At 65.2% G+C, this 12,852-nt stretch carries 6 protein-coding genes; 4 read left to right on the top strand and 2 right to left on the bottom strand.

Annotated elements, in window-relative coordinates; all coding sequences use genetic code 11:
* The first annotated feature begins 176 nt into the window (after window positions 1-176).
* Window positions 177-1,094, top strand: coding sequence for a transcriptional regulator MetR (gene metR / locus C6A77_RS18050; RefSeq protein ID WP_114170693.1), 918 nt, complete (start codon window positions 177-179; stop codon window positions 1,092-1,094).
* Here the strand turns inward: metR and C6A77_RS18045 are convergent.
* Entirely contained in the window at window positions 1,078-1,491 is a 414-nt protein-coding gene (locus tag C6A77_RS18045; RefSeq protein WP_114170692.1) for an NUDIX domain-containing protein, read from the bottom strand. The two genes, metR and C6A77_RS18045, sit on opposite strands and share 17 nt — an antisense overlap.
* 226 nt (window positions 1,492-1,717) lie before the next feature.
* Here C6A77_RS18045 and C6A77_RS18040 point away from each other — a divergent pair, with 226 nt between their 5' ends.
* On the top strand, window positions 1,718-5,992 hold the full coding sequence (locus tag C6A77_RS18040) for a DEAD/DEAH box helicase (protein WP_114170691.1): 4,275 nt from the start codon (window positions 1,718-1,720) through the stop codon (window positions 5,990-5,992).
* Between the two features lie 167 nt (window positions 5,993-6,159).
* Window positions 6,160-7,779, top strand: a complete 1,620-nt coding sequence (locus C6A77_RS18035) for an FMN-binding glutamate synthase family protein (protein ID WP_114170690.1) — start codon at window positions 6,160-6,162, stop codon at window positions 7,777-7,779.
* A 94-nt stretch (window positions 7,780-7,873) separates the two neighbouring features.
* On the opposite strand, the gene C6A77_RS18030 is transcribed toward C6A77_RS18035, so the two are convergent.
* Window positions 7,874-9,292 (bottom strand): amino acid permease, encoded by a 1,419-nt coding sequence (locus C6A77_RS18030; RefSeq protein ID WP_114170689.1) that lies wholly within the window; start codon window positions 9,290-9,292, stop codon window positions 7,874-7,876.
* A 377-nt stretch (window positions 9,293-9,669) separates the two neighbouring features.
* Here C6A77_RS18030 and C6A77_RS18025 point away from each other — a divergent pair, with 377 nt between their 5' ends.
* Complete coding sequence (locus tag C6A77_RS18025; protein ID WP_114170688.1) at window positions 9,670-12,807, top strand: transglycosylase domain-containing protein; 3,138 nt, start codon at window positions 9,670-9,672, stop codon at window positions 12,805-12,807.
* Window positions 12,808-12,852 lie beyond the last annotated feature (45 nt).

Here is a 12,852-nt window from a genome sequence, read left to right as displayed (position 1 = left end):
GATCCCCAGTAGAGCGCGAGTCTGATGAATTCTGTGCGGGCGCGCTGCCACAGTTCAGTGACAGTTTGATGACGCCCGCCAGACGGTGCGGCCGAACGCCCCGTCGACAGGCGCGACAACATGAGGGAAACTCAACTCATCGCCCATTTCCTCAAATCGCCACCCCGGAGTCAGCTGTGCTGGAGATCCGTCACCTGAAAACCCTTCATGCCCTGCGCGAGGCCGACAGCCTGGTCGAGGCCGCCGAGCGCCTGCACCTGACCCAGTCGGCGCTATCACACCAGTTCAAAGAGCTGGAAGAGCGCCTGGGCCTGCCGTTGTTCGCGCGCAAGACCAAGCCGATCCGCTTCACCAGCGCCGGGCTGCGCCTGTTGCAACTGGCCGATGCCACCCTGCCGCTGCTGCGCGGCGCCGAACGCGACATCGCGCGCCTGGCCGGCGGCACCGCCGGGCGCCTGCACATGGCCATCGAGTGCCACAGCTGCTTCCAGTGGCTGATGCCGACCATTGACCAGTTCCGCGATGCCTGGCCGGAAGTGGAGCTGGACCTGGCTTCCGGCTTTGCCTTCGCCCCGCTGCCGGCGCTGGCCCGTGGCGACCTCGACCTGGTGGTGACCTCCGACCCGCTGGACCTGGCCGGCATCACGTACGTACCGTTGTTCACCTACGAGGCGATGCTGGCGGTGGCCAACCAGCATCCGTTGGCCAGCAAGCCCTACATCGTGCCGCAGGACCTGCTCGACCAGACCCTGATCACCTACCCGGTGGAGCGCGACCGCCTGGATATCTTCACCCGCTTCCTGGAGCCCGCCGACATCGAGCCAGCCGCCGTGCGCACTTCAGAACTGACGGTGATGATGATGCAGTTGGTCGCCAGCGGCCGTGGCGTGTGCGGCATGCCGCACTGGGCGCTGCACGAGTACAGCTCGCGCGGGTATGTGAAGGGCAAGCGCCTGGGTGAAAAAGGCCTGTTCGCCACGCTTTATGCCGCCGTGCGCACCGACATGCTCGATGCGCCGTACATGCGCGACTTCCTGCTGACCGCCAAGGACACCTCGTTCGCCACCCTCGATGGTGTCAGCGCGGTGCGCTGACGGTCTGGCGGTACAACGGCAGGATCAGGTCGCGGGTCAGCGGCGCCAGCGCCAGCGCGGGCGACTGATCGGCGGCCAGCCACACGATCTCTTCGATTTCCGCCGCCGGGACCACGCTGGCAGCGCTATCGACGCGGAACAACTCGGCCTGCACCTGGAAGCCCGGCTCGTTGGCAGCCGGGGCACTGAACTGGCCCAGGGGCACGGCCTGGTCCGGGTCGATGCGCAGGCCCAGTTCCTCGTGCAGCTCACGCACCAGCGCCTGCACCGGGGTTTCACCGGCATCGATCTTGCCACCGGGCTGCATGAAGGCCTGGGTGCCGCGCTTGCGCACCAGCAGGGTGCGGCCCTGGGGGTCGATCAGCAGGGCGGCGGCGATGCGGATGGTGTTGGGCATGGGTTCGGCTCGCTTGATTCAATGGCCGCGAAGGATCCCATGGGGTCATTGGCCTGACAAGGCCAGTGCTTTCTGTGCCCGCTCCCACAGGTGCACCATAGGGCCAGAGGGCGGCGCTGTACCTGTGGGAGCGGGCAAGCCCGCGAAGCGGCCAGCACAGGTCACCGCTGATTTCACAGACGAACGGCCCCTTGCCAAAGCGCCCACTCCCCTCCATAACCAACCCATGAACCTGCCTGCCAAACAGCACCCGGTGCTCGAGCTGTTCCACCCTGCCGTGCGCGACTGGTTCCGTCGCCAGTTCGCCACGGTCACCGATGCCCAGGCCCGTGCCTGGCCGCTGATCCATGCCGGCCAGTCGATGCTGCTGGCGGCACCGACCGGCTCGGGCAAGACCCTCAGCGCATTCCTGGCGGTGCTCGACGAGCTGTTTCGCGAGGGCCTGGCGCGTGGCGGTGAGCTGCCTGCGCAAACCCGGGTCGTCTATGTCTCGCCGCTGAAGGCGCTGTCCAATGACATCCGCCTCAACCTGCAGGCCCCGCTCGACGGCATCAGCCAGGCCCTGCAAGCGCAGGGCCTGCAAGCGCCGCGCATTACCAGCGCCGTGCGTACCGGCGATACGCCGCAGAAAGAACGAGCGGCAATGCGCAAGCTGGCCCCGAACATTCTGGTGACCACACCCGAGTCGCTGTACGTGCTGATGGGTTCGGCCTCCGGCCGCGAAGGCCTGGCCAGCGTGCACACGGTAATCGTCGATGAAATTCACGCCCTGGCCGGCAACAAGCGCGGCGCCCACCTGGCATTGACCCTGGAACGCATGCAGGCATTGTGCGGCCGCCCGCTGCGGCGGATCGGCCTGTCCGCCACGCAGCGCCCGGTCGAACGAGTGGCGCAATTTCTGGTCGGGCATGGCCGGCCCTGCGCCATTGTCGACGTCGGCCATGTGCGCCAGCGCGACCTCGCCATCGAAGTGCCGCCCGTAGCGCTCGGCGCGGTAATGGCCACCGACGTCTGGGGCCTGGTCTACGACCGCCTGGCGGCCTTGGCCCGGGCCCACCGCACCACGCTGATATTCGTCAATACCCGGCGCCTTGCCGAACGCATCACCCGCCACCTGAGTGAGCGCCTGAGCAAGCAGGCGGTCGCCGCCCACCACGGCAGCCTGGCCAAGGAATTGCGCCTGGACGCCGAGCAACGCCTGAAAAACGGCCAGTTACAGGTCCTGGTGGCCACCGCCTCGCTGGAGCTGGGCATCGATATCGGCGATGTCGACCTGGTCTGCCAGATCGAATCGCCCGGCTCGATCGCGGCGTTCCTGCAACGCGTCGGGCGCTCCGGGCACCAGGTCGAAGGCATTCCGAAAGGCCGCCTGTTCCCGACTTCGCGGGATGACCTGATCGAATGCGTAGCCTTGCTCGACTGCGTGCGCGGGGGCGAACTCGATGAACTGCACATTCCCAAGGCGCCGCTGGATGTGTTGGCTCAGCAGATCGTCGCCGAAGCCAGCAACCAGGCCTGGCAGGAGCAGGCCTTGTTCGACTGCCTGCGCCAGGCCACGCCATATGCCCAGCTCGACGCCAGGCATTACCAGGCGCTACTGCGCATGCTCGCCGAAGGTTACAACGGCCGCCAAGGTGTCCGCAGCGCCTACCTGCATCGCGATGCCGTCAGCGGCACCCTGCGCGGCCGGCGGGGCAGCCAGCTGACGGCCCTGACCAGCGGCGGCACCATCCCTGAAACCGCCGACTACGCGGTACTGCTTGAGCCGCAGGCGCTGAACATCGGCAGCGTCAACGAAGACTTTGCCGTGGAAAGCATCGCCGGCGACATCTTCCAGCTGGGCAATGCCTCCTATCGCATCCTGCGCGTCGAGCCGGGTCGGGTGCGGGTGGAAGATGCCCATGGCCTGCCGCCGACCATACCCTTCTGGCTGGGCGAGGCACCGGGGCGCAGCGACGAGCTGTCGGCTGCGGTGGCCCGGCTGCAGGCGCAGATCGACCAGCAGCTGGCGCTGGCGGGCGCCGACCAGGGCAAGGTGCTGGCGTGGTTGCAGCACACCTTCGCACTGGACGAAGCCGCCGCCAGCCAGTTGCTCGACTACCTGGCCCGCACCCGCGAGGTGCTCGGCGCCCTGCCCTCGCAGCAGACGCTGGTGATGGAGCGGTTTTTCGATGAGTCCGGCGGTACCCAGCTGATCATCCATTCGCCCTACGGCAGCCGCATCAACCGCGCCTGGGGGCTGGCCCTCCGCAAACGCTTCTGCCGTACCTTCAACTTCGAGTTGCAGGCGGCGGCCAGCGAAGACGCCATCGTGCTGTCGCTGTCCACCAGCCACAGTTTCGAGCTGGACGAAGTATGGCGTTACCTGAATAGCCGCAGTGCCGAACCGATCCTCGTCCAGGCCTTGCTCGATGCGCCGCTGTTCGGCGTGCGCTGGCGCTGGAACGCCGGTGTGGCCATGGCCCTGCCGCGCGTGGTCGGCGGGCGCAAGGTAGCGCCACAAATCCAGCGAATGAAAAGCGAAGACCTGATTGCCGCAGTATTTCCGGACCAGATCGCCTGCCTGAAGAACATCGTCGGCGAGCGGCAGGTGCCCGATCACCCGCTGGTCGAACAAACCCTCGACGACTGCCTGCACGAGGCGCTGGACAGCGAAGGCTGGCTGGCGCTGCTACGGCGGATCGAAAGCGGCGCGGTGCGCCTGTTGTGCCGTGACCTGCCGGCGCCTTCGCCGCTGGCTGCTGCCATTCTCAATGCCCGGCCCTATGCTTTTCTGGATGATGCGCCGCTGGAAGAGCGACGCACCCAGGCCGTGCTCAACCGGCGCTGGAATGAAGTGCGCAGTGGCGACGACCTGGGCGCGCTGGACGCCGATGCCATTGCCGCCGTCGCTGCCGAAGCCTGGCCGCAGCCGGGCAATGCCGACGAAATGCATGAGGCACTGATGAGTCTGGGTGCCGTCAGCCAGGACGAAGTGCAGGGCAATGCCAGCTGGGGCCTGCTGCTGCAGGCGTTGGCCGAGGCCGGCCGGGCGTTGCGCCTGGTGGATGAAAACCTATGGCTGGCGCGCGAGCGGTTGAGCCTGCTGCAGGCGCTGTACCCCGGTGCGCGGCTGGACCCTGCATTGCCGCCACTGCCAGGCTTCGACCAGCGCATCGAGCCGGACCTGGCGCTGGTCGAACTGCTGCGTGCCCGCCTGAGTGGCCATGGCCCGTTGACCCGGGCACAGATCGCGGCCCCGCTCGGCAAGCCGCTGCCGGCCATCGAACAGGCCCTGGCCCGCCTGGAAGCGGAAGGCTATGTGCTACGCGGGCATTTCAGCCCCGGCGTCACCGAACTGCAGTGGTGCGAGCGGCATTTGCTGGCGCGCATCCACCGCTACACGGTCAAACGCCTGCGCCGTGAAATCGAGCCGGTCAGCCTGCAGGACTTCATGCGTTTTCTGTTCGACTGGCAGCACCTGGCACCCGAAGAACGCCTGCGCGGTCCGCAGGCGGTGGCCGAAGTGCTGGGCCAGTTGCAAGGTTTCCCCAGCGCCGCCGGCGCCTGGGAGGCCGAACTGCTGCCGGCGCGCATCAAGGATTACAGCCCGCAGTGGCTCGACGATGCCTGCCGCAGCGGGCAGTTCGCCTGGAGCCGAATGGCTGCGACAGTGTCGAGCAACACCTTGTCGAGCACACCGCTGGTGCTGCTGCCACGTGAACACCTGAGCCTGTGGCGCAGCCTGGCCCCTGTGCCCGCCCTGGAAAGCCTTGGTGCGCGGGCGCAACGTGTCCACGAAGTGCTGCAGATGCACGGCGCGCTGTTCTTTGACGAACTGAAGAACGATGCCCACCTGCTGCCCAGCGAACTGGAAACCGCCTTGCAGGAGCTGGTAGGTGCGGGGCTGGTGGGGGCCGACAGCTTCACCGGCCTGCGCAGCCTGATCACCCCGGCGGCGAAACGCACCTCACGCAACAGCCGACGCGGCCACCCGCCGCTGTCCAGCAGCATGTCGCAGGCCGGGCGCTGGGCCTTGTTGCGCAGGGGCACGGTGGACGACAGCGAGCGCCTGGAGCACATCGCGCGCACCCTGCTACGGCGCTATGGCGTGATCTGCTGGCGGCTGTTGGAACGCGAAAGCGATGTGCTACCGCCCTGGCGCGAGCTGCTGCGCTGCTATCACCGGCTGGAGGCGCGTGGCGAGATTCGCGGCGGGCGCTTCATTGCCGGGCTGGCCGGTGAACAGTTCGCCCTGCCGGAGGCGGTCGGGCTGTTACGGCAGGTGCGCCGCTGTGCCACGGACGGGACGCTGCTGGTGGTCAGTGCCAATGACCCGCTGAACCTCATCGGCTCGTTGCTACCGGGGGCGAAAGTGCCAGCGGTCAGCGGCAACCGCGTGCTGTATCGCGACGGTGTGCCGGTGGCGGTGCGCGTAGCCGGGCGCCACACGGTGCTGGTCGAGGCGCCTGCACAGGAACAGGAAAGCTGGCGGCAGAAGCTGCTGCGCGACACGCTCTGACAAGCACTTGCGCGCGCCCACAGAAGGCTGCGCAATGCCCACAAAACTTGCATCAGCTCGAGAATGATTTTCGCTACCGCGATTTAATTTTGCACAGCCGTGCAACTTGGCTATGGTCGGGGTTTGCCCAGGCCCTGAGCCTGACCGCGCCATCGCAAGGACCCTGTATGAGCCTGTCACTTCTCAGCCGTTATGCCTTCCTCGCCGCCTGTGTGCTGTTCAGCCTGGCGAGCCTGCCTTTCATCCACCACGAATGGTTGTGGCCGTTCACCCTGACCACCGCCACGCTCAGCCTGATCGGCCTGTTCGACCTGCTGCAGCAGCGCCACGCAGTGCGCCGCAACTACCCGATCCTCGGCAACATCCGCTATCTGGTCGAGGCCATTCGCCCGGAAATCCGCCAGTACCTGCTGGAGGCCGACAGCGACGCCCTGCCGTTCTCCCGCGCGCAGCGCTCGCTGGTGTATGCGCGGGCGAAGAACGAAGCCTCGGACAAACCCTTCGGCACCCTGATCGATGTGTACGAGTCCGGCTTCGAGTTCATCGGCCATTCCATGCGCCCGGCGCCACTGGCCGACCCGGCCAGCTTCCGGGTGATTGTCGGCGGGCCGCAGTGCAGCCAGCCGTATTCGGCGTCGATCTTCAACATTTCGGCGATGAGCTTCGGCTCGCTCAGCGCCAATGCCATCCGTGCCCTCAACCACGGCGCCAAGCTGGGCAATTTCCACCATGACACCGGCGAAGGCAGCATCAGCCCCTATCACCGCGAGCACGGTGGCGACCTGGTATGGGAACTGGGCAGCGGCTACTTCGGTTGCCGCACGCCAGATGGCCGCTTCGACCCCGAGCGCTTCGCGGCCCAGGCGCGCAGCCCGCAGGTGCGGATGATCGAGATCAAGATGAGCCAGGGCGCCAAGCCCGGCCACGGCGGTATCCTGCCCAAACACAAGGTGACCCGGGAAATCGCCGAAACCCGTGGCGTGCTGATGGGCGAGGACTGCATCTCGCCGTCGCGCCACAGTGCCTTCTCTACCCCGATCGAGATGATGCAGTTCATAGCCCAGCTGCGGGAACTGTCTGGCGGTAAACCGGTAGGCTTCAAGTTCTGCCTGGGCCACCCTTGGGAGTTCATGGGCATCGCCAAGGCCATGCTGGAAACCGGCATCCTGCCCGACTTCATCGTTGTCGACGGCAAGGAAGGCGGCACTGGCGCAGCGCCGGTGGAGTTCACCGACCATATCGGCGTGCCGCTACGCGAAGGCCTGCTGTTCGTGCACAACACCCTGGTCGGGCTGAACCTGCGCGACAAGATCAAGCTGGGGGCCAGCGGCAAGATCGTCAGCGCCTTCGACATCGCCAGCGTGCTGGCGATCGGGGCCGACTGGGCCAACTCGGCGCGCGGCTTCATGTTCGCCATTGGCTGCATCCAGTCGCAGAGCTGCCACACCAACAAGTGCCCGACCGGTGTGGCCACGCAAGACCCGCTGCGCCAGCGTGCGCTGGTGGTACCGGACAAAGCCCAACGGGTGCTGAACTTCCACCACAATACCCTGCGAGCCCTGGCCGAAATGCTGGCTGCTGCGGGGCTGGAACACCCGGCGCAGCTGGAAGCCAAGCACTTGGTGCGACGCATCTCGGCCACCGAGATCAAGCTGTTCTCGCAGATGCATGTGTTTCTCAAGCCGGGGGAGCTGCTGACCGGCGAGGTGAATGGCCAGTTCTATTCGCGCATGTGGCAACTGGCACGGGCCGACAGCTTCGAGCCGCACAGCGAGGTGGCAGCCTGATAGGACCTGGGGCTGCTCCCACAGGAGTACGCGATCTCTTATGGGAGCGGCCTTGTGTCGCGATGGGCCGCGCAGCGGCCCCGTCCATTTCAGATCAGGAAGCTGTACTGGCCACACCATGCGCGTCTTTCGGCGCCAGGCGGAACACGTGGTACAGCACCGTCAGCAGCACCAGGAACGCCGGGCCGATGTACAGCGCCACGCGGGTATCCTCGAAGTACGCCATCAGCCCGACCACCAGCACCAGGAACGCCAGTGCCAGGTACGAGCTGAGCGGCCACAGCCACATACGGTACTTCAGGCCCTTGCGCTCGGCGGTGCTGAGGCCGGCGCGGAACTTCAGCTGCGCCAGCAGGATCATCACCCAGGTCCAGATCGCGCCGAAGGTGGCGATCGAAGTCACCCAGACGAAGACCTTTTCCGGCACCAGGTAGTTGGCCAGCACGCCCAGCAGCAGCGCACCGATCGACAGCAGCAGCGCATTGCGCGGCACGCCGTTGTTCGAGGTACGGGCAAAGGCCGCCGGGGCCTGGCCGTTCTGCGCCAGGCTGTAGAGCATGCGCCCGGTGCTGAAGATGCCACCGTTGCACGAGGACAGCGCGGCCGTGATGACCACGAAGTTGATGATGCCGGCGGCAGTCTTGATGCCGAGGCGTTCGAAGGTCATGACGAACGGGCTGCCCTGGCTGCCGATCTCGTTCCACGGATAGATCGACAGGATCACGAACAGCGCGCCCACGTAGAACAGCAGAATGCGCCAGAACACCGAGCCGATGGCCTGCGGGATGGTCTTTTGCGGGTTGCGTGCTTCACCGGCGGTCAGGCCGATCATTTCCACGCCCAGGTAGGCGAACATCACCATCTGCAGCGACATCAGCACGCCAGTCACGCCGTTGGGCATGAAGCCGCCGTTGCTCCACAGGTTGGAAATACCCAGCGCCACACCGTCATTGCCGAAGCCAAAGGCAATGATGCCGATACCGCCGAGCACCATGGCGATGATGGTGACGATCTTGATCAGGGCGAACCAGAACTCGAATTCACCAAACGCCTTCACCGCCACCAGGTTGACCGCGCCCATGCTGCCCAGCGCCGCCAGGGCCCAGATCCAGCGTGGCACGTCGGGGAACCAGATGCCCATATAGATGGCCACTGCGGTAATCTCGGCAACGCAGGTCACCAGCCACAGGAACCAGTAGTTCCAGCCGGTAAGAAAGCCCGCCAGTGGGCCGAGGTAGTCTTGGGCATAGCGGCTGAACGAGCCGGCCACAGGGTTGTGCACGGCCATTTCGCCAAGGGCGCGCATGATCACCAGAATGGCCAGGCCGCCGATGATGTAGGAGAGCATGATGGCCGGGCCGGCCATTTCGATGGCCTTGGCCGAACCGAGGAACAGACCGACACCGATACAGGCGCCAAGCGCCATCAGGCGGATGTGTCGTTCGCCCAGTTCACGCTTGAGCGGGCCGCCTTCAGTGGCCTGGCCGTGGGCAGGGTGGTTGCCGACTGGCATAGCAATACAACCTCATTTTGTTATTGGATTGACCTTCGCGCAACACCCGCCAGGCCGATAGGCGTGACATTGGCTAGCCGGGCTGGCCTCGTGGGCCGGCCCGTGTGCCGGCGCTAGAGCGGCCGGCAGGGCAAAGGGGCCGAGCAGTATAGGAAGACCGTTGTAGGGGTTTTCACTATATATATGCAGAAATTTGGCGAGAACTCTTGGGCCTTTTCACCCGGTTACCCTAGCAATATCGCCTGAAGAAGAAACCCACACCAAAGCCGCATAGCCTTACGGCAGTTTTCTCCGGGTCTTACAAATTTTTCACCTGACCCGCTCAACGTCTAAGCTTCAGACAAGCAAGACGAAAATACCTGGCCGGATAGAAGATTATGGGCGCACTGTGGCAATCGGAACCAAGCAGAACGGAAGCACCCGAATTACCTCCGGCCGAGACGCCACAGCCCAAGTCCCCCCGTCAGCGCCGGCTATGGTGGCGGCTGATCATCCTCATCCTGCTGGTGGCGCTGGTCGCCATCGGCTTCGCCGCGTATGACGAATTCCGCACCTCCAACCTGCAATCGCGGGAATTCAGCAAGCTGGCGACCACCCTTACCTACTCGCTGCAAGCTGGCCCCAGCGATGCCATCGTCTACCCCGGTGAAGGGCCATTCGACAAACGCCTGGGCTACAGCGCCCTGGGCGAATTCCTGCCGCGCCTGCTCAAGCGCGACTACCTGATCAGCGAACAGGTGAAATTCTCGCCGGCGTTGATGAACTACGTCGATCATGGGCTGTTCGCCCCGTATATCGAGAAGATTCAGGCGGGCTTGTCGATCACCGACTGCCGCGGCGATGTGCTGTACCAGTACAAGTACCCGCAGCACCTGTACCCGAACTTTGCGGCGATCCCGCCGGTAATGGTCAACAGCTTGCTGTTCATCGAGAACCGCGACCTGCTCGACACCAAGGACCCGCGCAACAACCCGGCCGTGGACTGGCCGCGCTTCGCCAAAGCCGCCTACAGCCAGGTGGCCAAGTACCTGGCCCTGCCTGGCCAGTCCGCTGGCGGCAGTACCCTGGCTACGCAGCTGGAAAAATACCGCCATTCACCGGACGGCCTGACGGTGTCGGGCGCCGAAAAGATCCGCCAGATGATTTCTGCCAGCGTGCGCGCCTACCAGGGCGGCCCCGACACCACCGAGGCGCGCCAGCGCATCGTGCGTGACTACCTCAACAGCGTGCCGCTTTCGGCGGTGCCCGGGCACGGCGAAGTGCATGGCATGGCCGAAGGGCTGCGGGTGTGGTACGGCGCCGACTTCGACCAGGTCAACCAGGCCCTCACCGCTACCGCCAGCGACCCCGAGAGCATGGCCGCGCGCGGCCTGGCCCTGCGCCAGGTGCTGTCGCTGATGATTGCCCAGCGCCGGCCTTCGCACTACCTGTCCAAAGGCCGGATCGAGCTGGCCGAGCTGACCGATGCGCACATTCGCGTGCTGGCCGCCAACCAGGTCATCGACCAACCACTGGCCGACGCCGCGCTGGCCAGCAAGGCGGTGTACCGCGACTGGGTGGCGCAACCGACCATCGTGCCGATCGTCACCAACAAGGGCATCAGCCTGGCACGCAACCGCCTGGCGGCGATGCTCAACCGCCCGCTGTACGACCTCGACCGGCTTGACCTGTCGGCCACCAGCACCCTGCAGTCCGACCTGCAGCTGCAAGTCAGCCAGTACCTGAAGAACCTTGCCGACCCGGAGTTTGCCGCGCAGATCGGCCTGATCGGCGAACGCTTGCTTACTGCCAAGACCACCGACCAGGTGAGCTACAGCTTCACCTTGTTCGAGCGCACCGCCGACGGCTCGCGGGTACGGGTGCAGACCGACAGCACCGACCAGCCCTTCGACATCAACGAAGGTAGCAAGCTGGAGCTGGGCTCCACCGCCAAGCTGCGGGTACTCACCACCTACCTGGAGATCATCGCCGAACTGCACGACAAGTACGCCGGCAAGCCCGCCGCCGAGCTGAAGAAAGTCGAAGTCGCCGAACTCGACCGTATCAGCCAGTGGTCGCTGGAATGGCTGGCGCAGAACAGCAAGAACCAGAGCCTGGACGCCATGCTCGACGCTGCGCTTGAACGCAAGTATTCGGCCAACACCGGCGAAGCCTTCTTCACCGGCGGCGGCATGCACGTGTTCAACAACTTCCGTAAGGAAGACAACAGCCGCAACCCCACCCTCAAGGATGCGTTGCGCGAGTCGATCAACCTGCCGTTCATCCGCCTGATGCGTGACCTGGTGCGCTACGTGACCTACCAGCAGCCGTACAACCGGGTGCCGTTGCTCAAGGACGACGCCGACCCGCGTCGCCAGGAATACCTGGCCCGTTTCGCCGACAAGGAAGGCACCAACTACCTGATGCGTTTCTGGAAGAAATACCAGCGCAAGACTTCGCAACAGCGCCTGGATACCTTCCTCGATGGCATGCGCGTGACCCCGCAACGGTTGGCGGCGGTGCACCGCTATCTGTTCCCAGAGGCCGGCCAGGAAACCTTCAACGCCTTCGTCCGCGCCCATCTGAAGGGTGACAAGGTCGTGCTGGGCAAACTCACCGACGGCCGCCTGTCAGAAATGTACGACGCCTATGGCCCAGGCAAGTACGACCTGCCCGACCAAGGCTACATCGCCAAGGTCCACCCGCTGGACTTGTGGTTGCTCGGCTACTTGCTGAAGAACCCCGGTTCGACCCTTACCGAAATGGTCAATGCCAGCCGCTTCGAGCGCCAGGAGGTGTACGGCTGGTTGTTCAAGAGCCGCCATCAGGGAGCCCGTGACAGCCGCATACGCACCATGGTCGAGATCGAAGCGTTCCTCGACATTCACCAGCGCTGGAAGCGCGTGGGCTATCCATTCGACCACCTGGTGCCGTCGCTGGCCACCGCCATCGGCAGCTCGGGCGACCGCCCCGCCGCGCTCTCGGAACTGGTCGGCATCATTCAGAACGACGGCGTGCGCCTGCCGACCCTGCGCATCGACACCCTGCACTTCGCGGCCAACACGCCTTACGAAACCAAACTGGTCAGCGACCCGGACCGGGGTGTGCGGATCTTGCCGGTCGAGGTGGCACGCGCCCTCAAAGGTGCCATGTCGCAGGTGGTGGATGCGGGCACCGCGCGGCGCATTTCCGGCAGTTTCAAGCTGCAGGACGGCACGCCGCTGGTGATGGGCGGCAAGACCGGTACCGGTGACAACCGCATCGAGAGCTTTGGTGCTGGCGGCCGGCTGATCGGCTCACGCTCACTGAACCGTACCGCCACCTTCGTGTTCTTCCTCGGCGACAACCACTTCGGCACCTTGACCGCGTTCGTACCGGGGCGCTCGGCCGAGGCATTCAAGTTCACCTCGGCGCTGCCGGTGCAGGTGCTAAAAGGCATGGCCCCGATCCTCATGCCGTACCTTCAGCCGGGCAATCCGAATGCGTGCAAAGCGCCGCAGGTGGCAGCGCAGCAAGGGGACACATCGAGCAACTAGATGAGAATCATCTGCAATTAAAGGCTTGTCTTTAGATATATCTTG

The sequence above is a fragment of the Pseudomonas sp. AFG_SD02_1510_Pfu_092 genome (genome assembly GCF_003331055.1).
Classification (GTDB): Bacteria; Pseudomonadota; Gammaproteobacteria; order Pseudomonadales; family Pseudomonadaceae; genus Aquipseudomonas.
This window is presented reverse-complemented; position numbering and strand designations above follow the sequence as displayed.